General features: G+C 35.0%; 30 protein-coding genes. 10 read left to right on the plus strand and 20 right to left on the minus strand.

What is annotated here, in order from left to right; all coding sequences use genetic code 11:
• Positions 1-110: 110 nt before the first annotated feature.
• Both MKX29_RS23405 and MKX29_RS23410 read right to left on the minus strand, forming a co-directional pair.
• Positions 111-236, minus strand: coding sequence for a GapA-binding peptide SR1P (locus MKX29_RS23405; RefSeq protein ID WP_224937863.1), 126 nt, complete (start codon positions 234-236; stop codon positions 111-113).
• A gap of 195 nt (positions 237-431) precedes the next feature.
• A complete protein-coding gene (locus MKX29_RS23410; protein WP_224937862.1) occupies positions 432-704 on the minus strand; it encodes an SAV0927 family protein in 273 nt (90 codons plus the stop codon).
• Positions 705-847: 143 nt separating this feature from the next.
• Here MKX29_RS23410 and MKX29_RS23415 point away from each other — a divergent pair, with 143 nt between their 5' ends.
• Positions 848-1,288, plus strand: a complete 441-nt coding sequence (locus MKX29_RS23415; RefSeq protein WP_341108051.1) for a DUF1885 family protein — start codon at positions 848-850, stop codon at positions 1,286-1,288.
• A 33-nt stretch (positions 1,289-1,321) separates the two neighbouring features.
• Entirely contained in the window at positions 1,322-1,672 is a 351-nt protein-coding gene (locus tag MKX29_RS23420) for a hypothetical protein (RefSeq protein ID WP_341108053.1), read from the plus strand.
• Here the strand turns inward: MKX29_RS23420 and MKX29_RS23425 are convergent.
• From MKX29_RS23425 to MKX29_RS23455, 7 genes are all read right to left on the minus strand, one after another.
• Entirely contained in the window at positions 1,669-2,517 is an 849-nt protein-coding gene (locus MKX29_RS23425; RefSeq protein WP_224937859.1) for a polysaccharide deacetylase family protein, read from the minus strand. The genes MKX29_RS23420 and MKX29_RS23425 overlap by 4 nt on opposite strands.
• Before the next feature lie 37 nt (positions 2,518-2,554).
• Complete coding sequence (locus MKX29_RS23430; RefSeq protein WP_095373481.1) at positions 2,555-2,806, minus strand: hypothetical protein; 252 nt, start codon at positions 2,804-2,806, stop codon at positions 2,555-2,557.
• Positions 2,807-3,147: 341 nt separating this feature from the next.
• Positions 3,148-4,557 (minus strand): dihydrolipoyl dehydrogenase, encoded by a 1,410-nt coding sequence (gene lpdA / locus MKX29_RS23435; protein ID WP_095369678.1) that lies wholly within the window; start codon positions 4,555-4,557, stop codon positions 3,148-3,150.
• A 3-nt stretch (positions 4,558-4,560) separates the two neighbouring features.
• Positions 4,561-5,916: a dihydrolipoamide acetyltransferase family protein gene (locus MKX29_RS23440; protein ID WP_095369679.1), complete on the minus strand. Its 1,356-nt coding sequence runs from the start codon at positions 5,914-5,916 to the stop codon at positions 4,561-4,563.
• A 65-nt stretch (positions 5,917-5,981) separates the two neighbouring features.
• Positions 5,982-6,959: an alpha-ketoacid dehydrogenase subunit beta gene (locus MKX29_RS23445; RefSeq protein WP_341108057.1), complete on the minus strand. Its 978-nt coding sequence runs from the start codon at positions 6,957-6,959 to the stop codon at positions 5,982-5,984.
• A 3-nt stretch (positions 6,960-6,962) separates the two neighbouring features.
• The gene (gene pdhA, locus MKX29_RS23450) at positions 6,963-8,078 is read right to left on the minus strand and encodes a pyruvate dehydrogenase (acetyl-transferring) E1 component subunit alpha (protein ID WP_224937855.1); all 1,116 of its coding nucleotides are present in this window, start codon (positions 8,076-8,078) and stop codon (positions 6,963-6,965) included.
• 628 nt (positions 8,079-8,706) lie between these two features.
• Complete coding sequence (locus MKX29_RS23455) at positions 8,707-9,369, minus strand: YkyA family protein (RefSeq protein WP_341108060.1); 663 nt, start codon at positions 9,367-9,369, stop codon at positions 8,707-8,709.
• Between the two features lie 260 nt (positions 9,370-9,629).
• Here MKX29_RS23455 and MKX29_RS23460 point away from each other — a divergent pair, with 260 nt between their 5' ends.
• Positions 9,630-9,749, plus strand: coding sequence for a YjcZ family sporulation protein (locus tag MKX29_RS23460; RefSeq protein WP_289433443.1), 120 nt, complete (start codon positions 9,630-9,632; stop codon positions 9,747-9,749).
• Positions 9,750-9,962: 213 nt separating this feature from the next.
• Entirely contained in the window at positions 9,963-10,520 is a 558-nt protein-coding gene (def, locus tag MKX29_RS23465) for a peptide deformylase (RefSeq protein ID WP_251161419.1), read from the plus strand.
• 64 nt (positions 10,521-10,584) lie between these two features.
• Here def and MKX29_RS23470 read toward each other — a convergent pair whose 3' ends face one another.
• On the minus strand, positions 10,585-11,352 hold the full coding sequence (locus MKX29_RS23470; protein WP_251161418.1) for a Cof-type HAD-IIB family hydrolase: 768 nt from the start codon (positions 11,350-11,352) through the stop codon (positions 10,585-10,587).
• A 735-nt stretch (positions 11,353-12,087) separates the two neighbouring features.
• Between MKX29_RS23470 and MKX29_RS23475 the strand changes: the two genes are divergently transcribed.
• Both MKX29_RS23475 and rnjA read left to right on the plus strand, forming a co-directional pair.
• Complete coding sequence (locus MKX29_RS23475; RefSeq protein WP_095369686.1) at positions 12,088-12,300, plus strand: DNA-dependent RNA polymerase subunit epsilon; 213 nt, start codon at positions 12,088-12,090, stop codon at positions 12,298-12,300.
• A gap of 3 nt (positions 12,301-12,303) precedes the next feature.
• Positions 12,304-13,971 (plus strand): ribonuclease J1, encoded by a 1,668-nt coding sequence (rnjA, locus tag MKX29_RS23480; protein WP_224937850.1) that lies wholly within the window; start codon positions 12,304-12,306, stop codon positions 13,969-13,971.
• Between the two features lie 35 nt (positions 13,972-14,006).
• On the opposite strand, the gene MKX29_RS23485 is transcribed toward rnjA, so the two are convergent.
• The 8 genes from MKX29_RS23485 to MKX29_RS23520 form a co-directional block, all read right to left on the minus strand.
• Entirely contained in the window at positions 14,007-14,666 is a 660-nt protein-coding gene (locus MKX29_RS23485) for a potassium channel family protein (protein ID WP_224937849.1), read from the minus strand.
• A 149-nt stretch (positions 14,667-14,815) separates the two neighbouring features.
• On the minus strand, positions 14,816-15,271 hold the full coding sequence (locus MKX29_RS23490; protein ID WP_224937848.1) for a TlpA disulfide reductase family protein: 456 nt from the start codon (positions 15,269-15,271) through the stop codon (positions 14,816-14,818).
• Positions 15,272-15,383: 112 nt separating this feature from the next.
• A complete protein-coding gene (locus tag MKX29_RS23495; protein ID WP_095369690.1) occupies positions 15,384-15,926 on the minus strand; it encodes a peroxiredoxin in 543 nt (180 codons plus the stop codon).
• A 236-nt stretch (positions 15,927-16,162) separates the two neighbouring features.
• Entirely contained in the window at positions 16,163-17,293 is a 1,131-nt protein-coding gene (locus MKX29_RS23500; protein WP_341108068.1) for an N-acetyldiaminopimelate deacetylase, read from the minus strand.
• Between the two features lie 74 nt (positions 17,294-17,367).
• Positions 17,368-18,078, minus strand: a complete 711-nt coding sequence (dapD, locus tag MKX29_RS23505) for a 2,3,4,5-tetrahydropyridine-2,6-dicarboxylate N-acetyltransferase (RefSeq protein ID WP_224937846.1) — start codon at positions 18,076-18,078, stop codon at positions 17,368-17,370.
• Positions 18,079-18,163: 85 nt separating this feature from the next.
• Positions 18,164-19,048, minus strand: coding sequence for a LysR family transcriptional regulator (locus MKX29_RS23510; RefSeq protein ID WP_281202404.1), 885 nt, complete (start codon positions 19,046-19,048; stop codon positions 18,164-18,166).
• A 106-nt stretch (positions 19,049-19,154) separates the two neighbouring features.
• On the minus strand, positions 19,155-19,604 hold the full coding sequence (cbpB, locus tag MKX29_RS23515; RefSeq protein WP_095369694.1) for a cyclic-di-AMP-binding protein CbpB: 450 nt from the start codon (positions 19,602-19,604) through the stop codon (positions 19,155-19,157).
• Between the two features lie 653 nt (positions 19,605-20,257).
• On the minus strand, positions 20,258-20,494 hold the full coding sequence (locus MKX29_RS23520; protein WP_095369696.1) for a YkuJ family protein: 237 nt from the start codon (positions 20,492-20,494) through the stop codon (positions 20,258-20,260).
• A 208-nt stretch (positions 20,495-20,702) separates the two neighbouring features.
• Between MKX29_RS23520 and MKX29_RS23525 the strand changes: the two genes are divergently transcribed.
• The gene (locus MKX29_RS23525) at positions 20,703-20,942 is read left to right on the plus strand and encodes a glutaredoxin family protein (protein ID WP_224937909.1); all 240 of its coding nucleotides are present in this window, start codon (positions 20,703-20,705) and stop codon (positions 20,940-20,942) included.
• 53 nt (positions 20,943-20,995) lie between these two features.
• Here the strand turns inward: MKX29_RS23525 and MKX29_RS23530 are convergent, their stop codons facing one another.
• Positions 20,996-21,226 carry a hypothetical protein gene (locus MKX29_RS23530; RefSeq protein WP_224937845.1) on the minus strand — a complete coding sequence of 77 codons (231 nt, stop codon included), beginning with the start codon at positions 21,224-21,226 and terminating at the stop codon, positions 20,996-20,998.
• 86 nt (positions 21,227-21,312) lie between these two features.
• Positions 21,313-22,530, minus strand: a complete 1,218-nt coding sequence (locus MKX29_RS23535) for an EAL domain-containing protein (protein WP_224937844.1) — start codon at positions 22,528-22,530, stop codon at positions 21,313-21,315.
• Between the two features lie 287 nt (positions 22,531-22,817).
• Here MKX29_RS23535 and MKX29_RS23540 point away from each other — a divergent pair, with 287 nt between their 5' ends.
• The 3 genes from MKX29_RS23540 to MKX29_RS23550 all read left to right on the plus strand — a co-directional run bounded on the left by MKX29_RS23540 (position 22,818) and on the right by MKX29_RS23550 (position 24,884).
• Complete coding sequence (locus MKX29_RS23540; RefSeq protein WP_306469963.1) at positions 22,818-23,654, plus strand: metallophosphoesterase; 837 nt, start codon at positions 22,818-22,820, stop codon at positions 23,652-23,654.
• Between the two features lie 157 nt (positions 23,655-23,811).
• Entirely contained in the window at positions 23,812-24,306 is a 495-nt protein-coding gene (locus MKX29_RS23545) for a L,D-transpeptidase family protein (RefSeq protein WP_251161413.1), read from the plus strand.
• Positions 24,307-24,392: 86 nt separating this feature from the next.
• Positions 24,393-24,884 (plus strand): YkyB family protein, encoded by a 492-nt coding sequence (locus MKX29_RS23550; RefSeq protein WP_341108079.1) that lies wholly within the window; start codon positions 24,393-24,395, stop codon positions 24,882-24,884.
• The last annotated feature ends 187 nt before the right edge of the window (positions 24,885-25,071 follow it).

The following is a 25,071-nucleotide window of genomic DNA, read 5'->3' on the forward strand; positions in this document are numbered from 1 at the left end:
CATTTTTTATGGAAAATTATTATGATAAGAACCCTATAAAAAATGCCATAGATTAAATCTATGGCATTTGCACTCTGTTTATTATAAAGATTAATAGTTTAATATATGATCTATTCTTCAATGTGCATCTTGCTATGCTCATTTTTACATCCACATTGACCGTATAAAACTGACACCTTTTCATCTTCAAAAACTTCAATAGTTTCGTCACATATTTGACAAACGATGGTACCCATTCTTCATCCATCCTTTCATCATTCATTGTAATCGTTTTCATCTTATATATTATAATAATACATACTATTTATCTTATCAAGCCCTTTTTTTAACTAATATCGATAAAATAAGACATACTAAATATCGCAAAAGAAAAAGAAATCAGCATATTAACTGATTTCTTGTACCTTATTAACCTTGATTTATCTACAACCTTACTTATTTAATTCAATCTTAAAAAATTGAATAAGTTCAGCTGTTTGTTCATTACTTTCAATTTGAAAAGCTTTTTGGAGGTAATGGCGATCATCAAGATCTTTTATATCGAGGAGAGTAGAACAACTCGTCTGCAAGCAAACCACAAGGGGTTTTGTAAAGAAAGGGACCGAAAAAATGGCAAAATCGTAGCGAGTAATAGAAGAAGAAAAGCCAACAAATCTGGCATGTACATCCTCTAAATCATCATACATTTGATTTAAAAACTTCATATCCACCCTCCTTTAAATAATTTGAATATTATTATAATTTATCTTTGATTTCTATGCAACATTTTCATTGTCACATATATTTCACTGGTGATAGAATAGATATAGTGTATACCCTTAGGATTTTTGAATGGAGGCTTTTTTAAATGAATGCATATGCATCGATTAAGCTAGTGCCTGCATCCAAGATTGACACAATTACAACAACTGAACTAAAAGATTATTTCCAATATTATAAAGACATCACTGCAAAAACTGGAAATCAGGTGGATTGGGCCTATAGTGAAGCTGCTTTCCCATATGAGATCATTGATTCTAATGAGAAACAAGGAGAACAAATTACTCTTTATTCTGAAAATGAAAGATATCGTGCCATCCTTATTTCTATTCAAAAAGAAAAAATAATGGATAATGATGATATACCGAGGATTCAAACAAATATTTGCTTTACATTGCCTGAAGTAGCAACGTTCGGCGATAAAGGAAAAGCAAATGAATATTGCAAATTTCTCGCTAAAAAACTACAAGCCGAGCTTCATCTATTCAATGGACGAATCATGTACTACTACAAAAGAAAACTACAATGAAAAAATACTTCAGCTAGAGGGGTTATAATCTTCATGCGAAAACCAGTCATAATAACTTTAATCAGTGCACTTATTTTCACATTCATCTCGCCATTTATTTTCAGTAAATATCTCGAAGATGTGCCAGAACCATTAGAACAATCATTTTTGTTTGGGGGGCCATTTCCTTATGCCAAACAGAGCGTAACCGTTTCAGACGATACATCATCCTACCCGCAAGTAATAGAATTCACCTCACCACTTGACGCTGAGACGAGTATCCAATGGGTTCCATTTCTTTTAAATATTTTAAGCTACTTTCTATTATTCTTCTCAATTTACTCCATTACTTCACGATTTATTAATGGACGGGCAACAAGAAAAGAAAAAGAGGATCAGCCTTAAGCTGCCTCTTTTTCTTTTTGTATTTTGTTTGGATCTAGAAACTCATAGCCCTTCTCTTGTATGCCATTAATAATTCCTTCCAATGCTTCATTGGTCCATGAACGATCATGTGTTAATAGAATAGCTCCATTACTCAAATAAGGGTTCTCTACCATGATCTTTTCTAATGCATCTTTTGACTGGTAATCTACTTCCCAATCATACCCAAAAGTCCAATTCATTGGTATCATTTCCTCTTCTTTAGCAATTCTCAAGCTAGTGTCTGTGTTCGCCCCAAACGGAGCTCTGAAAAACTGAGGTCTACTTCCAATGATCTCCTCTACTAAATCATTTAAAGAAATGATTTCCTCTCTTTGCTTTTCTTCTGAAATCTCCGTTAAGTTCTCATGGTGATATGTATGGTTACCAATTGGGAAACCTAAATCAGCAATTTCTTTCAATGTCTTTTTACTTTCTTCACTTTGTAGGAAATGCCCATTGACAAAGAAAATAGCAGGCACTTTTTTTTCACTTAATGTTTTTGCCATTTCCAATGCATGCTTGTCCGGTGCATCATCAATCGTTAACAATACAACTTTATCATTAGCATCTTTTATCGGCTCAACCTTCCATGTTTTTTCATTAACGATATATGATGGTTGGACATCAACTTCTGCCAAATCTTCTTTCTCTTCAGTCACACCTTCATCCTTTTCTTCTTCTTGTGGATTCGTTTCTTCTTCCTGCTCTGTTTCTTCTATCGCTTCATCGTCTTTTGGCTCATTCGTTGTTTCTTTTTCTTCATTACCACATGCTGTAACAACTAAAACAAGACTAAGTAATAAAACGAAAAAACTGTTCTTCATCTCATTCATTCCTCTCAAGCATTTCTTTTGTTAAAAGTTATCTTATTAGATCATCTATGTAGAACATAATGAAATAGAAAAATAAATATACGCTAATACTGATAGAAGTAGCTAATACTGTTCTCATTTTTGAATGTAATAAATGATTACCCAATACCATGGCAAAATAAACAAATATAAGCAGGATGATGACCTTCATACTTAATTTGTCATATCTTGATAACCATTCAACAAATGTGTAACCACTCCATATGATTAACTGTAAAATAACGACCGTGTATAGCCTCATACCCTCACCGTCCTGAAAATTTGCACTTTTATTTCTAACATTGTATGCATGCGAATAGAACGATATTTCCATTGTATCATACAACATATACCAAAAACTTCCGTATTCTTTCCAATTAAGTGAAAAAAGTGCTAATTTCATGTAGAATTTTAGTCGTGTGAGATTTGCTTTAACTTACATCATGAGACATAACATAAGTCACTCTTCAATAATCTTGAATTTTTTATGCATTCCAGGAATTTTACCTTAAACAGCTACTTTTTTGCAAAAAAAAACTGCACCAGCAAATGTAGCAAACATTTGTGGTGCAGTTCATCATATAACAGCGATTTGTAAAATAATTATTTTACAATATGAATAGGTGTCCCTAGAGCAACCTCAGCTGCTTCCATTGTAATCTCACCTAAAGTTGGATGGGCATGAATAGTCATCGCAAGATCTTCTGCAGTCATTCCTGCTTCAATCGCTAAGCCGAGCTCAGCAATCATATCAGATGCATTTGCACCAGCGATTTGCGCACCGATTACTAATCCATCTTCTTTACGCGTAATTAACTTCACATAACCATCTGTGCTATCAAGAGCCAACGCACGGCCATTTGCAGCAAATGGGAACTTAGCAGCTGTATACTCAAGACCTTCCTCTTTTGCTTGGGCTTCTGAATAGCCTACAGTTGCAAGTTCAGGTTCTGAGAATACAACAGCAGGAATGCCAAGATAGTCAATTTCAGACGGTTCACCAGCAATTGCCTCAGCAGCAATTTTACCTTCATATGAAGCTTTATGTGCTAGTTGAGGTCCAGCCACAACATCACCAATAGCAAAAATGCTATTTACATTTGTACGACATTGTTTGTCAACTTCAATTACGCCCTTATCAGTCATTTTCACACCTACTTGCTCAAGGCCAAGTTCATCTGTGTTAGGACGACGACCAACCATAACAAATAAGTAATCAGCTTCTAAAACTTCTTCTTTACCTTTTACTTCATAAGTTACTTTTACACCATTTTCAGTTTCTTCAACTGACTTTGCAGATGCTTTAGTAATAATTTCTGCACCTTTTTTCTTTAAGTTCTTTTTCACAAGTGTTGTCATTTGTTTCTCAAAACCTAGAAGAATATCATCTGCACCTTCTAGAATAGTTACTTGAGAACCAAAGCTTGCGTATGCACCACCAAGCTCGACACCAATTACACCGCCACCAATAACTGCGATTTTTTCTGGAATTTCCTCAAGCGCTAGCGCCCCTGTAGAATTTAATACACGTTTAGAATATTTAAATGCTGGTAGTTCAATTGGTCTTGAACCAGTTGCAATAATCGCATTTTTGAAAGTGTATGTTTGTGCGGAATTGTCATCCATTACACGTAAAGTGTTGGCATCGACAAAGTACGCTTCACCTTTAACAATGTCAATTTTGTTACCTTTAAGTAAGCCTTGAACACCGCCTACTAACTTTTTAACTACGCCAGCTTTAAATTCTTGGACTTTAGAGAAATCAACTTTTACGTTTTCAGCTGTAATACCAATTGATTCTGATTCTTTAGCCGTTTCATAACGGTGACCAGCAGAGATCAATGCTTTAGATGGAATACATCCAACGTTTAAGCATACGCCCCCTACTTCACCTCTTTCTACGATTGTTACTTTTTGTCCTGTTTGTGCGGCACGAATGGCTGCCACATATCCTCCTGGACCTGAACCAATTACTATAGTATCTGTTTCAATTGGGAAATCTCCTACTACCATTTCTTACGCCTCCATTAGCAATAATTCTGGGTCATTTAGTAAACGCTTGATGTGATTTAGTGCATTTTGAGCAGTAGCGCCATCGATGATGCGGTGATCAAAGCTCAATGATAATGCTAGAACTGGTGCTGCGATAATTTCTCCATCTTTGACGATTGCTTTTTCAGCAATTCGACCGATACCTAAAATAGCTACTTCTGGTTGGTTAATAAGTGGTGTAAACCATTGACCACCAGCAGAGCCGATATTTGTTATCGTACAAGAAGCACCTTTCATTTCGCTTCCTGAAAGTTTTCCATCTCTTGCTTTTGTAGCTAATTCATTTATCTCATTTGACGTAGTGAATATTGATTTACGGTCAGCATCTTTAACCACTGGTACAAGTAACCCTCTATCAGTATCAGCAGCGATACCAATATTGTAATAATGCTTGTGAACGATTTCTCCCGCTTCTTCATCTAGTGAAGTGTTAAGGACTGGATATTCACGTAATGCACTTGTTAATGCTTTTACTACATAAGGTAAGAAGGTTAATTTAATTCCTTTTTCTGCGGCAACTTCTTTGAACTTCTTACGATGAGCAACTAATTTTGTTACATCGATTTCGTCCATTAATGTCACATGCGGAGCCGTTTGCTTCGTCTTAACCATTGCTTTAGCAATCGCTTTTCGAATACCACTCATTTTTTCACGTGTTTCAGGATAGCTTCCTTCAGGAATAGACTGAGTTTGGGATTTCTCCTCTTCCTTACTTTCAACCGAAGCGTCTTGTTGTTGAGGCTCAGTGTCAGCTTGTTGCTCATTTCCACCTTCTAAGAATAGATTAATATCCTCTTTTACCACACGTCCATTTTTTCCGCTACCGCTTACTTGTTGAATATCTACACCTTTTTCTCTTGCATACTTACGTACTGAAGGCATAGCAATAACACGCTGATTAGAGTCAGTGTTTGTTTCAGAGATAACTTTTCCTTCTTTTTTGTCTTCATCTTTAGGAGCTGTTTTCTCTTTTTCTACACTTTCTCCTTCTTCAGCAGTTCCTTGAACTTGAGATTCTGTTTCTTTCTTTTCCTCAGACTCTTCTTCTTCATGGTCACCTTTAAACTTTAAGTCTTCATAACCAGGTGCATCGAAGCTAATAAGTACTTGTCCAACAGTGGCTACGCTACCTTCTTCTACGTGAATCTCTTCTACTTTCCCTTTTACAGGAGAAGGTATTTCAACTACCGCTTTATCATTTTGAACTTCACAAAGAACATCATCTTCTTGAACTTCATCACCAGCTTTTACAAACCATTTGACGATTTCGCCTTCATGGATACCTTCACCGATATCAGGCAATCTAAATTGAAATGCCAATTAAATTCACCATCCTATTGTATCATAGTTATTAAAGAAATTAGGGGTCACGTTCCCTATTTTATTTAAAATTCAATTACTTTTTTTGCAGTTTGAATAATGTCTTTATAGTTCGGCAACCATACTGTTTCCGCTTGTGGAAAAGCAAACACAGTATCAGGTGCTGCTACACGTAATACAGGTGCCTCTAAGCTAAGAATCGCACGGTCGTTAATTTCAGCCACAACATTTGCTGCAACACCAGCTTGTTTTTGTGCTTCTTGCACAACAATTGCTCTGTTTGTTTTCTCAACTGAAGAAATAATTGTTTCAATATCAATTGGGCTAACTGTTCGAAGGTCAATCACTTCTGCTGAATGTCCTTCTTTTTCTAATTCGTCAGCCGCCTTTAATGCTTCATGCACCATTGCACCATAAGTAACAATTGATATGTCATTACCTTCACGTTTCACTTCAGCTTTACCTAGAGGAATTGTATATTCTTCTTCAGGCACTTCTTGGCGGAATGAACGATATAATTTCATATGCTCCAAGAAAATAACAGGATCATTATCTCGAATCGCAGAAATTAAAAGACCTTTTGCATCATATGGAGAAGAAGGAATAACGACCTTTAGACCAGGTTGTTGAGCCACCAATCCTTCTAAACTATCAGCATGCATTTCTGGTGTGTGTACACCGCCACCAAATGGTGAACGAATAGTAACAGGGGCATTATATCTTCCTCCAGAACGATAGCGCATACGAGCAAGCTGTCCGGAAATACTATCCATTACTTCATAAACAAATCCAAAGAATTGAATTTCAGGAACTGGGCGATAGCCTTGTAAACCAAGTCCGACTGCAAGACCGCCAATTCCAGATTCCGCTAGTGGTGTATCAAACACACGCTCTTCGCCGAATTCTTTTTGAAGACCTTCAGTAGCACGGAACACTCCACCGTTTACGCCTACGTCTTCTCCAAATACTAATACATTCGGGTCATTCTTAAGTTCTGTACGAAGTGCATCAGTGATTGCTTGGATCATTGTCATTTGCGCCATGGCTTACTTCGACTCCTTCTCTTTATAAATTTCATATTGTTCTTTAAGGTGATAAGGCATTTCTTCATACATAATATTGATTAAGTCAGTTACTTTTTGTTTTGGTGTGTTATCAGCTTCTTTAATAGCCACTTTTATATCTTCTTTTGCTTTTTCAATGACCTCGTTTTCCATATCTTCATTCCATAATTTCTTGCCTTCTAGGAATTTACGGAAGCGAACAAGTGGATCTTTCTTTTCCCATTCATTATCGAGATCACTTGTTCTGTAACGCGTCGGGTCATCGCCAGCCATTGTGTGAGGACCGTAACGATAAGTTAATGTCTCAATTAATGTTGGTCCTTCTCCATTAATAGCGCGCTCACGTGCTTCACTAACAGCAGCATAAACAGCTAGAGCATCCATACCATCAACTTGAATACCAGGAATTCCTGCAGCAACAGCTTTTTGTGCAATTGTTTTAGCAGCAGATTGCTTCTCTACAGGTGTTGAAATGGCAAAGCGATTGTTTTGAACAATGAAAATAGCAGGTGCTTTGAAGGCACCAGCAAAGTTAATTCCTTCATAGAAATCACCTTGTGAAGCTCCACCATCACCAGTATAAGTAATCGCTACTTTCTTTTCGCCACGTTTCTTAATACCTAATGCTACTCCTGCAGTTTGAATGTATTGTGCACCAATAATAATTTGTGGTGCAATCACGTGGACGTCCTCTGGGATGTTTCCACCTTCAAAATGACCTCTAGACCATAAGAATGCTTGAGCAAGCGGAAGGCCATGCCAAATGATTTGAGGGACATCTCTATATCCAGGTAAAATAAAATCTTCTTTCTCTAAAGCAAATTGTGAAGCCAGTTGAGATGCTTCTTGTCCAGCAGTTGGCGCATAAAAGCCCAGTCTACCTTGTCTATTTAAAGAAATGGAACGTTGGTCAAGAATACGTGTGTACACCATCCGTTTCATTAGTTCTTGTAATTGCTCATCTTTTAGATCTGGCATTGCTGATTCATTAACAACTTTACCTTCTTCATCTAAAATTTGCAGTGTTTCAAATTGATCTTCTACTTTTTCAAGTTGCTTCTTTACATCTAAACTAGCCTTTTTCGTTTTTGAAGCCATAAAAAGTCACCCTTTCTTATTTTAAAAACGCTTAATTGATTATCAAATGGAGAATATCACGTTTATATTTGTCTGATGACAACACATAGTATAGTTTTCCACAAATACCAACAAAAAAAACGTCTTTATTATTATAACTTCTTTTCTTCAAACTGTACTAGTTGTATCACAAAAATGAATGACACACTTTTCTTCGTTTGCATTTATTTTAATATAAGGTTTTTCATTCGTCAATTGTGAAAACCTTTATTTTTTTGGTTTTAAATCATTTTAAATAATAATGAATGAAAATTTAAAACTTTAACTGTCTTAATCTGTACTATATAAAAGAGTAGTATTATCCATCTGTTATAATAAAGGTAATATTCATAAAAAGAGATATAATTAGACTATTTTCATTATTTTATAACCCGCTTTTTCGAAACTTTCCAGTATACTAGTCTGAATAAACTCTGCCAAAATCTTTGAGCACATAGTTATCTCCGTCACAAAAAAAGATCTTAACTTATAATTTTTTATTAATCAAAAGTTCAATCACTTTTTTAAAGGAAAATCATTATATAAACAAACAACGAGCAAATCCAGATAATTGAATTTGCTCGTTTACATATACTCTTTTAATCGTATACTATTCTTTTTTCTCTTCCATTTCTATGCCAGCATCCTTATAAAACGCAAGCTTCTTATCATTATATTCTTTCGTTTTTTCATTAAATGTTTCATTATTTTCTACAATCTTCTCATATGATTGATTAATTTTCTCAATTTGGGATTCAAGCTGTTCTAATGTAACATCTTCTTTTTTAAATAGCTCATACAATTCAATGTCCATTTCAGTTGAATTCATATAATGATTGTATAATTCACTGTGTACATCATAACGCTGCATCATAACATCGTATAATTCCTCAGCTGACTTTTTTAAATTTTCATCTTCAATTTTACTCATTTGCTTCTCCGTTTTTTCGAACTCTTTTTGCGAAGCATTAATGCTACCTTCTTCTTTTTTCATTAATTCTTGTCGTTCATTAACAAGTTCAATCGCTTCATTTGAAAGTTCTTTAATTTGATCGAATTCTTTCATACTTAAAGCAATAATTTGATCATAAATTTCTTTTTCTTTTTTCTCAATTTCTACAAGAGGCTCCTGTTGATTTTTGAATTCTTGTTCAGCTTGAGCAACTTCCTCTAACGTATTGAGCATCTCTTCTTTTGGACTTTGACTGCAACCACCTAGGAATACGATACTTGCGACCATTGTTAGTCCAATGAGTTTTACTTTCTTATACATCCTATCCCTCCACTTAATTCGTCTAGACCATTATGTATCTCTCTTTGCATAAACTTGTCTAATTTATAAAAATTTTGTCGTTTATCACTTCTACTATATCGATACTTTAAACATTTTACAATTATTAACTAGTACTATATATATTCTTGTTATTTTCAACTATGCTTTAGGCGCTGGCCCATACAATTTGCTTTTCTTGGTCATAGCCTATACTAATCGTCCGCTAAGGATGAAAATGAAAAATGCTGGAGGTATAAACTATGTCTGGATACGGATACGGTAATGCTGGTTGTGGAAACGGTTGTGGTGGAAGTGGATTTGCTTTAATTATCGTTCTCTTTATTTTATTGATTATCGTAGGGGCAGCTCTTTGGAACTAGTATTTGGAGGGTGTAGATAATATCTACACCTTTACATAGAGAATATGTCAATGATTAGATTAACTTTTTCAATTTTGTTTGGTAAACTTATTTCATTACCTTGTCGATTGAAAAGAGAGGGAACATAAGACACCCTTATTTCACTAAAACTTTTCAATAGATCCTAAAAAATACAAAAACATGATATTTACCTTTTCAAGGAGTGTTGAGATTTTGTTAACGATGAATGATATTGTCCGAGATGGTCATCCTGTGTTAAGGAAAGTAGCCGAAGAGGTTATTTTACCAGCTTCTTCAGAGGACAAGAAACTATTAAACGATTTGATGATGTATGTACAAAATAGTCAAAACCCTGCCATTGCGGAGCAATATGGATTAAGGCCAGGAATAGGGTTAGCAGCTCCACAAATAAATGTATCAAAAAGAATGATTGCCGTTCATTGTTCGGATGAAAAAAACAACTTAATCAGTTACGCACTCTTCAACCCCAAAATTATTAGCCATTCAGTTGAGAAGGCATATTTAACAGCTGGAGAAGGCTGTCTTTCAGTGGATGAGGCGATTGAAGGGTTTGTTCCAAGGTATGCACGAGTTACAGTTAAAGGGTATAACATTGACAATGAAGAAGTTAAAATAAGATTAAAAGGGTTACCTGCTATTTGTTTTCAACATGAAATTGATCATTTAAACGGTGTGATGTTCTATGACCATATAAATCAACAAGACCCTTTCAAACCAATTGAAAATGCTATTGCGATAGAAAGAATGTAAAGTTCTTAAGTAATGGAGGAGAGTATAATTACTCCCTCCATTTTAATCTTTACCCAGGCTTTCGTTATATTAATTCCAGCCTTCTTAACCCCTTCCATATCCCATCTTCGTCTACATGTTCAGTCACCATATTTGCGACTTTTTTAACTTCTGGAAAAGCGTTTCCCATAGCAACACCGACACCACTAGCCTCAAGCATTTCAATATCATTTAAACCATCACCAAAAGCGTATACATCTTCCATGCTGATGTTTAGTCTCTTAATCATTTCTTTTATTCCTTCTGCTTTCGTTCCTCCAGATGGGACAACATCAGTAGATACACGATGCCATCTTACAAAGCCAAAATCGTCATAAACATCTAAATATAGGCTTTCATCCTCATGTTTACAGAAAACAAGTGCCTGATAAATCTCTTTCTTTTCATAGAAAATAGCATCTTCTTCAGGGTGTGGAAAATCAAGGCTATCCATACTTTCTTGAATATATGGATGATGAGAAACAGATGATTTCATTGTCTCTTCATTTAAATAGACCATCGGATGACCATTTTTATGTGTATGTTTCTCTAATTGTCTTAACTGGACCTTATTTAAGGGGTTTTTATAGATGACGTTCCCTTCAAACACAACATATTGACCGTTAAAACTAACAAAAGACTCAATATCTAATTGCTCTCTAATATGCTTAAACATAAATGGAGCTCTTCCTGTAGCAATCGCTACATAAATGCCATTTTCCTGTAACTGCTTGACCGCTTTTTTTGTTGAATCAGGTATAACATTATCTTTATTGAGCAAAGTTCCGTCTATATCAAAAAATACAATTTTCATTTTATAACTCCTTTTTTCTACCTACATGATAAATGATTTCTGTTCATTACGATTCCCACCACTAAAACCATATAACCTTCTTGTTTAAGATGTCAAACAACTACAGATCAATAACATTTTTTACTAAAACTCTAACCGAAGGCTTTACTTTACACGCATATCGTATACAATAGGATTAAGGGAATTGAATCGAAAAGTGTTTAAAGTATGACAAATAGTAGTGAAAACGGATTTTGAGCCCTTCAAACTTGCGAAGGGCTCCTTCATTATTGTAAATTTATAATCAATACACTTAATTACATACATGACATACAGAAATGAAATGGCAATTCGTGAAATAAAAAGTCACTGTTTTAGACATAAATAAGAATGGGCATGATGATGAAAGCCACTAGACTGATTTAATTTTATTATACAATTAACGCTTTAACTAAGTAAATACATTAGATTGTGTTAAGAAATCCAACAATGTTAAGTATATAAGACCAATATTTGGCTTAGTCTATAAATTATTTAAACATACGATTTAAAGTCGAGTAAGTAATGCTAAACATTGATTCTTAAAAAAGGTCTTTGTTACCCCTGGTAGGTAACCATACTAAAAATAAATAATGAGTCAATGTATGAGCAGCCTTTTTTCCTTAATATACTTACATGTAACGATCTCTTATCCTATATCTCATGTTACTTTTTAAAAAATATAGATAAAGACTACGGAATAAGGAGAGATACCCTATGTTATTTAAAGTTTACTATCAAGAGTCCGCGAAAGAAGTGCCTGTACGTGAGCACACAAAAACCGTGTATGTAGAAGGTAAAAATGAAAGGGACGTGCGAACTAAACTAAAAACGCGTCCAATCAATATTGAGTTTGTTACAGCAGTTGAAGGTGACTACTTAGCTTATGAGCAAGATCATCAAGATTTTAAAGTATTGGAGATTGAATAATTTATGAAATTTGTTAAAAATGACCAGACTGCTGTATTCGCTCTTGGTGGTCTTGGAGAGATCGGAAAAAATACGTATGCAGTACAATTCCAAGATGAGATTATCCTAATTGATGCGGGAATTAAATTTCCGGAAGATGAATTATTAGGGATTGACTATGTTATTCCTGATTACACTTATTTACAAAAGAATGAAGATAAGATTAAAGGTTTGTTTATTACGCACGGACACGAGGACCATATCGGCGGGATTCCGTATTTATTAAAAACGATAAATATCCCCATTTATGGTGGAAAACTAGCACTAGGCTTATTAAAAAATAAGCTTGAAGAACATGGTTTACTAAGACAGACGAAGTTATATGAGATTCAGGAAGATGATATCATTAAATTTAGAAAAACTTCTGTGACATTCTTTAGAACAACGCATAGTATCCCTGATTCTTATGGGATTGTTGTAAAAACTCCTCCAGGTCAAGTCGTTCATACTGGAGACTTTAAATTTGATTTTACGCCAGTTGGTGAACCTGCTAATTTAACTAAAATCGCTGAAATTGGTAAAGAAGGTGTCCTTTGCTTACTTTCAGATAGTACAAATAGTGAAATTCCTGAATTTACGATGTCTGAAAGAAAAGTCGGAGATAGCATTCATGATATTTTCCGTAAAGTAGAGGGTAGAATTATCTTTGCTACCTTTGCTTCGAACATTCATCGTCTTCAGCAAGTAACAGAAGCAGCTGTAAGGAACGGAAGAAAGGTCGCAGTGTTTGGAAGAAGTATGGAAGCTGCAATTAATATTGGTCAAGAACTTGGTTATATTACTGCACCAAAAGATACATTTATTGATGCACAGCAAATTAATCGTCTCCCTGCTAACCAAGTCACTATCCTTTGTACGGGAAGTCAAGGCGAACCGATGGCAGCACTTTCAAGAATCGCAAATGGTACACATCGCCAAATACAGATTCACCCGGGTGATACTGTTGTCTTTTCTTCTTCACCAATACCTGGTAATACGATTAGTGTAAGTAGAACGATTGATCGTCTCTCACGTGCTGGTGCTGAAGTGATTTATGGTAAATTAAATAATATTCACACATCAGGACATGGTGGACAAGAAGAGCAAAAGCTTATGTTAAGATTAATCAAACCAAAGTTCTTCATGCCGATACACGGTGAATATCGCATGCAAAAAATGCACGCTGGCCTAGCTATAGATTGTGGTGTGAATGAAGAAGATATCTTTATCATGGACAATGGTGATGTGCTAGCCCTCAGTGATCAGACTGCTCAAGTTGCAGGGAAAATCCCATCAGGTAATGTGTATATCGATGGTAATGGTATTGGCGATATAGGAAATATTGTTTTACGTGACCGCCGCATTCTATCAGAAGAAGGACTAGTTGTGGTTGTTGTTAGTATTAACATGAAAGAGTTTAAGATTTCTGCTGGCCCAGACTTAATTTCTAGAGGATTTGTATACATGAGAGAATCTGGAGACCTTATCAATGATGCACAATCCTTAATCGCTAAACATTTGAATAAAGTGATGGAAAGAAAAACAACACAATGGTCTGAGATTAAAAACGAAATTACAGATACACTTGCTCCGTTCTTATATGAAAAAACAAAACGCCGTCCAATGATACTACCTATCATTATGGAAGTATGATAAAAAGCATTCGAGTTTACCTCGAATGCTTTTTTTTAACTTAACATCTTTTTCTCTAAACGATTAATATCATTATCTGCCCCAATAACAATAAGTACATCTTTATATTGTATAATTTCCGTAGCTTGTGGCGAGACAATAATACTTGACCTGCGTTTGATTGCTACTATATTCACACCATACTTTGCTCTTATATCCAAATCAATAATCGAATGACCGCCAATTCTTTCATTTGCTTCAATTTCAACGATGCTATGCTCATCAGATAACTCTAAATAATCAAGTATACTATTGGAGGCTAACTTATGAGCAATCCTAATCCCCATATCTCTCTCAGGGTGCACAATGACGTCTGCCCCTATTTTACTTAATACTTTGCCATGATAATCATTTTGAGCTTTAACAGTTACTTTTTTAACGCCATTTTCTTTTAACATCAATGTTGTCAATATACTTGCTTGAATATCGTCTCCGATGGCTACAATTACGTGATCGAAGTTACGCAAACCCAGACTTTTAATGACAGCATCATCCGTTGTATCACCTACTACTGCGTGAGAGGCAATAACTGAAAACTCATTCACTCTTGCCTCATTCGAATCAATCGCCATTACTTCCATCCCTTGTTCCGTTAGCTCTTTACAAATACTACCACCAAATCTACCTAAACCAATGACAACAAAGTTTTTTCTCATAAGTAAACCTCCGAATTATCACCTATTAACGAACATTATTCTACCACATTTATGAATGGAAAAGCCATAAATGTAGTGATTCATTTTATCTTTTCAATTCCAATAGAAAAAAAGCTGAGATTAATGAATCTCAGCTTTTAAGCTACCCTTTATTCAGATTTCTCCATTTCATCCAACACACGATTAACGCGCTTTGTTAACATTTTCATTCCACTACCACCTGCTTGGAAGTGACGAAGGACACCCTCTTTATCAAATACATAATAAGCAGGGACATATTGATTTTCAAAGGCATCATTCAATTTATGTTCACTATCAACATAAATTGGTTGTGTGATATCGTGTTCTGCTGCCACTTTCTTGATTTCTTCTAAATCTAAATCATCTTCAGACCTTGGCATATGAACAGCAATCACATTTAACTTTTCACTATATTCATCTCTAAATTGATTCACTTGAGGCATGGCTTCTTTACATAGATGACAACTGATAGACCAAAAATGAATAAGTGTTGGCTTTTCACCAATAAGCTCCTCTTTTGTCACTTGTCCATTTAACCATTCTGTTGCTCCTGTTAATTCAGGCATTGGCGCACGTAATTTCATATAGTCAATCTCCCTTCATGATAGATAACTCTGAAGAAAAGAGACCTAACAAACGAATGTTAGGCCTCTTTTCTTATGTAACCCAACAATAGGGTTATAAGACTCTAATGAATTATAGAGTTTTTTGACCTGGTTTCCAGTTAGCTGGGCAAAGGCCACCCGTTTGAAGTGCTTGAAGCACACGTAGGGTTTCATCAACGTCACGGCCAATGTTGTTATGGTTTACTACTGAATACATTAGCTCTCCTTCAGGGTTAATGATATATAGCCCACGAAGTGCTACACCTTCTTCTTCAATTAAGACACCATAGTCACGTGATACAACATGGTTTGTATCCGCAGCTAATGGATAGTTAAGATCACCAAGTCCATTTTCTTTACGATCAGTATTAATCCATGCTAAATGAGTGTGAATAGTATCTGTTGATACACCAATTACTTCTGCATCAAGATCTTCGAATTCATCATAGCGATCTGACATTGCAGTAATTTCAGTTGGGCAAACAAAAGTGAAATCCATTGGATAAAAGAAAAGAACTGTCCATTTATCATTCTTCATATTTTCTTCAAGACTTACTTTACCAAATTCCTTATTAGCCAATACAGCGTCCATTTCAAATCTTGGTGCTTGTTTTCCTACCATACGTTCTGCCATGATTAATTCCCTCCAGTAATTATGTACTAAACAAGAATTGATATGTATATTCTCATTTGCAACTTGTTCATCGATAATAATTATACATTTCTTCTTGATAATAGTCAAGGTAAATTAAAATGAATTTAAATTAGGATTTATTCTAAATTATTCAATTTATTATCTATATTATTATATTATCAAAAAGAGCTAAGTGATGAAAATAATTGAGCGTGCGCTCGATTGATATGAAGTGATTACGCCCTATTCCCTTTATAGTTCAAGTAATCAACGATATAGTTAATCGCTAAATTAATTGCTCCCTCATCTGGCTTAAGACGTGCATGGTGTAAACCAAATGGAGAATTAACTCCTAGCCAGAACATAAAACCGGGAATTTCACGTAGCATATATCCAAAGTCTTCACCTGTCATCGCTTCTTTACAAATAAATAAGTTTGCCTCTTTATGGCCTTCTGTGAATTGCATGAGATCGGCTGTTAACACTTCATCATTGTATACTTGATAATAATTACTTCCATAATCGATGGTTGTTTGACATTCATAGCCCACTTCTACTCCTTGTACAAGCGCCTCAATTCTTTGTTTTACTCTGTTCATCGATGTTGGTGAGAGCGTTCTGATCGTTCCCTCTATTCTTGCATTTTCAGCAATAATATTTTGTACTGTACCACCAGTGATTTTTCCTACTGTTACAACAGCACTATCAAGAGGGTCAATGTTTCTTGAAACAATGGTCTGAAGTTGATTAACTAAAGAGCATGCTGCTACGACCATATCTATTGTTTGATGAGGGTAGGCTGCATGACCACCTTTGCCTTTTAAATCGATAAACAATTCTGACGTATTAGCAAACAACAGCCCTTCTTTCACAGCGATTGTACCAACAGGGTATTCGGGTGCAATATGCAAAGCGAAAATCATGTCAGGTTTCCATTGTTGAAATTCTGCTGATTCTAACAATGGCTTGGCTCCACCTGGTCCTTCTTCAGCAGGTTGAAAAATAAATACCATATCATCATTAATTGGATGATTGACGATATTAGTTAATACACCAAGTGCGATTGCCATATGAAAGTCGTGACCACAGGCATGCATATTTCCTTTATGCGTGGATTGGAAAGGATAGTCTGTTTCTTCATCAATTGGCAGGCCATCTATATCTGCCCTGTAACCAATCGTTTTGGAAGGATTGAAGCCCTTAATCCTTAAGATAATACCAGTTTTCCACGTTTTTACTTCCATTCGCGTTTGATCCAATGAGGCAATATATTCTAATAAATATTTCTGGGTTTTCACTTCTTGAAATCCTAGTTCCGGTATCTTATGCAAGTCTCGGCGTATTCTTACAAATTGATTATCAATCAACTACTATTCTCCTCCATATACAAAAGCGTGGAAATAAACTTCCACGCTTTTTCTATATTCATTTTACCTTATGATTAAAGTTGACGAAGTTCTTGCTTAATTTCTGTTTTTGATTTTGTTTTATCATCAATTTGTTTGATGACCTTTGCTGGTGTACCAGCTACAACTGTATTAGGTGCTACATCATCAATGACAATTGCACCCGCTGCAACAACAGCACCTTTACCAACTGTTACGCCTTCTAAAATAACTGCATTTGCCCCAATTACTACGTCATCTTCAACAATAACTGGTTTTGCAGAAGGGGGTTCAATGACACCTGCTAATACGGAACCTGCACCAATGTGGCAGTTTTTACCGACAGTTGCTCGTCCACCAAGGACGACATTCATATCAATCATTGTTCCTTCTCCGATAGCAGCACCGATATTAATAGAAGCCCCCATCATAATGACAACATTGTCGCCAATTTCAACTTGATCACGAATAATTGCACCTGGTTCAATACGTGCTTTAATGTTTTTCATATCTAATAATGGAATAGCAGAATTACGGCGATCATTTTCGATTACATAATCTTCAATTTTCGCTTCATTATTTTTAATTGCTTGTTCAATTTCAGCCCATTCACCGAAAACGACACCACTTTGACCATTCAGAAAAGATTGACTTGAGCTTCCAAAATCGATATTCTCTAAATCACCTTTAATATAGACTTTTACAGGTGTAGATTTAGTACTATTTTGAATAAAAGAAATGATTTCATTTGCATCCATCATTTTCATTGTAATTCCTCCTTTGATGTTCATATATGTATAAACTAACTAGAATTAATTTAACAAACTAACGCATTGAAAACAAGTGATATTATCATTTTTGTTCTTCAGCTATATGTTGTTTAATTAATTCGACAAATGCTTGTACTTGCTTCAGCTCAAAAGCTGATTCATATCCAAGTAACCATGTATCACGACTAATAGGTTGTTCGTTTTCATCCTGTAGGGGACTAATAAATATATTTTTCTCCATCCCCGTTAATGTAATGGCAGGTAATATTGCATAACCTATCCCATTTAATGTCATTTGTTTACAGGTCTCAATTTGATCGACTACAATCGTCCTTTTCGGCGGTGTCTTAAATTTCCTTAACCACCAGTCTTGTATCTCTTGATAATAATTTGAATCACTTTTGAATTGAATAAAGGGCCGATCGGTTTCTAATATTTGATTCGTATCCTTAATCTCTGTATCAACAAGATACAGGCTATCTTTAAATAAAGGTATCTTAACACCTTTCCAATCTGGTGTACCGCGAATAATCCCAATATGTACATCGTCATCATAAAGTGATCTTAGAATTTCACTACTCCAGCCTGTAATCAAGGATATTTTCGCTTGAGGATAGCGATTAACAAATTTCTTTAATACTTGAGGTAACCAATTTTGCCCGACAATGGAAGCAACAGCAATTTTCAATGTCCCGTATACTTCAGTATTTAAAGACTGAATCGATTCTTTTACCTTTTCCTCAGCTACCACGACCTCATTAACAAACTTGATGACCATTTCACCTGCTGGTGTTAAGGACAATCCCTTTTGAGACCGTACGAATAATCTACTTCCCCATTCTTTCTCGATATTTTGTAACCTTTGAGAAAGAGCTGGTTGTGATACAAACAATCGTTCAGCTGCTTTACGCATATTCATTTCTTGTGCAAGTACACTTAACATATGGAATTCCGATAGAGAAGCCACTTTTGACGTTCACCACCTCTAAAACTCACACCACTCCCCTTCACATACGGGCAAACGGGTGAATAATCTTGACATACGGAAGCTCCCAATATCTTTTGGGAGCTCTTTAGTCCTTCTTCTTTTTGCTATGCAATGCTTTTTGCAGTTGAACTAATAAGGATCTACGGGTAAGAATACCTTCAAAGTACCCTTCATCATCTTCAACACAAATAAATGGATGATCGACTAATAGTCCTGTGGCATTTCTAAGAGAAGTATTAATATTTAGGCGTGGTACATCATGATTCATAAATTCTTCTACACGCTTTTCTTCCAATTGATCGAATTCAATTCTTTGTAAACCAAGAATAGATTCCATAATCATTGGAGTGCTAATCAATCCATGGAGCTTATAGTGAGGATCTAAGACAGGAATAGCTGTGTAACCACTTTTCGTCAAAACTAAAAGGGTGTGCTCTAAATTATTGCCGATTTGAACATGTGCCACTCGCTCTGAAGGAATAAGCAAGTCTTTAATATCAATTTCTAAAAACTCTTCACTGTGGAGACTGATCATAATTTGAAAACTCCTCAAACTTTAATGATTTGTATTCAATTATGATTTTATCATAGTTTCCTCACATCTGCCTTATATTTACCCCATAAACCTATCCTTTACTTGTATGAATATTTCTACTACGATATTGACAGTAAGGACAATGAAAAATCAAGTTTTGGTTTGATTGCGCAGTAAGTGTTTTATCCATCTTCGCTCGTCTATCACAGTTTGGACAAATAACCTCTGGTACCATATCACATCACCTCTTTTATAGAATGACCGAAGAACGATGAAATTATTTAGCCGATGGAAATGAAGGAGACAAATCCTTATTTAACTTGATAACACGTTTTACTCTCTCGTGAATGTAATTTATCCGTTGCTTCATTCAAACTTACTGTACTTCCTAATAACCTTCTGAAAAATTAATGCTATTGTCTAATATTTATTTTATTTTGCACAAAGACGACAGGGATAACCAATTTGTCTAAGCTAACTATTCGCTTTATTAGCCCATAGGTTCACTTCTCATTCTATTTTGGAGGATTGACTATCATCTTGAATGTAAGCTTTTTTGTATCCCTACGTAAGCAAGAGCAGGTGCCTTCATTTTTATCTCTAATTAAAAAAAAGAGACCATTTAGTTGGTCTCTCCGCATATAAGGGTATGATTACTGAATGAGCTCGAACACTTCAATTGTTATCATATCAACATTATCAAATTGATAACGTTTAGGCTTCTCTTTGTCATTGTAAACTTCCAATTCGAATGTTTCGTTTTTCGGATGATAAGTAACTTGGCATTTTCTTTCACCATTCACCTCAAAAAATCTCTGTGTGGGTTCTGAGCCAGTTGCCTGCTCTTGTAAATTTTTTAATCTAGTCAATATGCCTTGTAATTGTGACAATTGTTTATCTCCTTTCCAAAACAACCCTTTAACTTAAGGTTTCTCTCTAGGCATGTTTTTATCCTACTTCTAAAAAAGCGATTACTAAACCGTTTTTTTCACATGCCAATATTAACAGGATAATTAATATGGTATGATTACACAAGTAAAAGAATAAAAAAAGTCCAGATTTTTTCAAAGTTCGACTTTTCAGGAGGAATGATTGTACGTGAAATCAATTACTATTTATACACAACCAGAATGCCCACCGTGTGAAATTACTAAAATGTTTTTAAAAGACTACGGTTTTTCTTTTGAAGAAAAAGATATTAAAAAAGATCCTAAAGCAATGAAAGCACTAACACAAACATATCATTCCTACTCAACTCCAACGGTCGTTATCGAAAACGAAGTGATTAGCGGATTTAATTTAGAAAAGCTAAAAGAATTATTAGAAATAGAAGAATAATCAATGAATAAAAAAGGCCTCCAGGTGAAAAAAGGAAGCCTTTTTAGACGAAATTATCGAAAAACGTAAAAGATTGTAATGGCTGCTAAGGCAACAAAAAAAACGACATAGACGACAAGGATAGGATTGAATAAATAAGGTCTTTTCTTCACCTCATCGGGGATATCTGCATCCAGTTCCTTATTCGTTGATGCTTTTTCCTTTAATATAGATGAAGTGGAGAACAATGACCAAACGATGAGAACTAAACAAACAACGATTAAAGCAATTAACCAGCCGCTCACCCTATTTCACTCCTTTACATAATACGTTCTAGTAAAGATAGGATGTGCGCTAAAGTATGAATTATGCTGGTTGATATTGCCTTTACCTATAATAGCCCGTCTCTCTCATATAAAAAATCATAGGAAAGATCTGCGAATAAATACTCTGTTGCTGTTAACGGAAAAGAAAAAGTTCTAATTGTTTCTCCTGTCTCAATATCTGTATAGAGATCTGACAATAAACCTTTTTTATTACTTTTCATTCTCATTATATGCTCTAAAAAATATGGTCTCCAGCTCCAATTTTTATGCAGGTATTCATCTTGTTGTATCCAATTCTTATTTTTCTTAAAAATATTTGGAGTTTGTTGAAAACCATCTTCATTACAAATATATAACCTAAAGGCAACATGATCTAACTTCGTTGCTAGTTTTGTCAGGAATGGCACATAAGATTCATACACATGATTTTTCTGTAAGTATTCTGTCATCGTTTCGTTAAACTTTTCAGTTATCGTGTGTAATGAGTGCAACTTTTTCTTTTCATAGGTGATAAATTGATGACATTTTTCTTTTAATTTTTCCTTCAAGATATCTCGATCAACAAATACACTTCCAGCTTTATGCAAATAGTCTCCTTGGTAATATCTGCCACCATTTCTCCAAGCAAACTGCAACTGAAAATCCATATCGATATTTTCAAATAATAATGTTGCACCAATCTTTCTGGCTAACATTGATAGAGAATAAAGAATTTCTTGATAATGATGATTATTTGATGAAGAACGTAAAGCTTTTAAATCAATTCTTAAAATATTTGGTGCTAACTTCCCAATCTGTTCTAGATTATTATTCGCTTCTCCTAAATTATCGATGGCGATTTTAATGCCATATGTACGATAATAACTAATGAAATGATCCAAATAGTCAAAATCATCATCGATCGGCGTTCTTTTCGTCATACTGATAACAATTCGATCTAACGCAATACCTTGATCCTCATATTTTTTTAAAATATTCAGTAGATGCTCACTATCTTGATTTAATAACAAGTCAACATTGCGATTAATATATATCATTACATCATCTTTCATTTGAATAGCATGCTCTAACGCTTTTTCCAGCAAAATATCATCGACTTTATTACGATATTCTTCTGGTATGGAATCGTCAGCTAAAAATGACTTCAAATCAATCTCATTATTTTCAGTTATAAACTTACCAATCACTTCATAACCGATAATTCTATGCTCATCCGCACTAAATATCGGAAAAAAATACGGCATAATTTGTTTGCTGTCTTGTAAGATTTCTAATGGTTCCATAAAGTGGCACTCCCATTTATCTGAACTTTTAATACGATATCCCATTATATCATATTCTCCCCTACATATTGCCAATAGGTCGAAAATTAAAATTTTATCTATATGTAAAAACTACTAAACTATATATCCTTACAATTTGTTTAGTTAATTATTACAAATTGTTATCAATGATTGGAAATATTGGTCTTTGCTGTTTTTTCGTTCATATATTTGATAGTATGAGAGAGTATATTAAAGAGATTGGTTGGTATAATGTAATGGCAGATAAAATGACTCGGAGAAGTTTTTTGAAAAAAAGTATGGGATCTTTCGTAGCTCTAGCCGCTATCGGTACTGGTGGCTTTTTTTATGCACGTGATATTGAGCCGAAATATTTACAAGTAAATCATCATAACATCATCAAACCTCAATTACCCCACTCTTTTCATAATTTAAAAGTTGTACAATTCAGTGATACACATTTAGGCTTTCATTATGACTTAAATGAACTCAAAAAATTAATGAATAAAATTAACTCATTCCAGCCTGATTTAATTCTTTTTACTGGAGATTTAATGGACAAACCTAATGAGTATCCTTACATCAATCAAATTAGTCCCGTATTATCAAAACTTAATGCATCGATTGGTAAATTTGCTATCTATGGCAATCATGATCACGGTGGATATGGTTCTGATATTTACAGAGAGATAATGGAAGAGTCGGGATTTGAGGTTTTACTTAACGAGAGTAAAAAAGTAACCATCAATAATGAAAGCATATATATTTCAGGCATTGATGATGCGATGCTCGGTAAACCAAATTTCCAAACTACTTTTGCGGACATACCTAATGACGGGTATCATATATTCCTATCACATGCCCCTGACTTAGCTGATGAAGCAAGTCAATATCATGTAGACTTTCAATTTAGCGGCCATAGTCACGGTGGACAAATTCAAATCCCCTTCATTGGTGCACTGGTAAAGCCACCCTTTGGAGAAGTTTATTATGAAGGTTTTTATGATGTAGGGGATGAAAAACCACTTAAATTATACGTTAATAGAGGAATCGGGACAACAAGACTACCTTTTCGTTTTCTCTGTCGGCCTGAACTAACAATCTTCACCTTAAAAAGTCAATAACATCGTCTTTTTATCATATTGGGTGAGTTATTCATTTAAAATGAAAGCTCACCTTAAAAATGATCTACCCACATTCCTATTCATTTAAAAAAATGTATGTTACAACTTCCGCTATCATATATATATGGTACCCTTCTCTAGAAAGGATGGATCGGAAATGTATCATATTGTTCAACCTGGAGAATCGATGCAGCTGATTGCTGCAAATTACCGTATACCCTATCACCAATTACTATTAGCAAACCCTGCTATTGTCAATCCATCAGTTATATATATCGGGCAACAAATAGTAATCCCTGGACTCCCTAATTCATCAGATATCCCCTATTCTATCGTTGTATCCAAAGAAAAAAGAACGCTTTCCTTATTCAAAAACAGGCAATTAGTGAAAACATATCCGATTGCAATTGGTAAGATGTTAACAACTACACCTGTAGGTCAATTCGTTATCGTCAACCGTGAACCAAACCCTGGAGGTCCTTTTGGGGCATTATGGCTATCACTTTCTAAGAAGGGGTATGGTATTCACGGCACAAACGATCCGAGTTCCATAGGTAAAGCTGTTTCGAAAGGATGTATTAGAATGCATAATAGTGATGTGCTTGAATTAGCTAGTTTAGTTCCCAATGGAACTTCAGTCGTTATTACTTAATAAATGATAGGGTATTTGAACTTACCCTTTTGTATTTTCTTAAAAAGGGGTATAATGTATACTAATAATTTAATTTTTTCTAAAATATGAAAGGAGTACTTCAATTGAACTCTGCAAGCAATGAGCACCACCCTCAGTTAAAACCAACGGTAGAAAACCTCTCACAAGCAATCTTCACCGTTAACCGTCACGCCAAAACGGCTCCAAATCCGAAGTTTTTATATAAAGTGAAACATGATTCACTACAGAAGCTTCTGAAGGAAGGTAAAGCAAAAAAGATTGGTCTACATTATTCACGAAACCCAAAAAATAGCCAACAACAATCAGATGTATTAATTAAGTGTGGTGCCTACACCTTTCACTTACCACCTTCAAAAATGGATTTTTCAGCGTTGCCCCATTTAGGAAACCTGGACTCGTCAGTAAGAAATCCACGCTCCTCTATTTCTTTAAGCCAAGCCAAAAAGCTACTCATGACTTATACCGGTTTAAAAGAAGGCCAACATCATCCAAATAATCGTAAATCAAATAAATATGAAAAACCTGTATTTAAAAAACTAGGGGAATCCTACTTCTAAAGTAGTACCTTACCTTTTTAAATAAAAATGAAGTGACTGAAGTCTAGTTTATTCTACCTAAATAAAGCTATAAACCAAAAAACCCGAACGAATTGCCACTCTCCCGTAGTAGTCAGATTTCTTAACCTGTCTACTTACGGGAGGACACAGCAAATGGTTCGGGTTTTATATTGGAAAAAATCCTATT

It is taken from the genome of Cytobacillus sp. FSL R7-0696, from assembly GCF_038006865.1.
In the GTDB taxonomy this organism is placed as follows: Bacteria; Bacillota; Bacilli; order Bacillales; family Cytobacillaceae; genus Cytobacillus; species Cytobacillus kochii.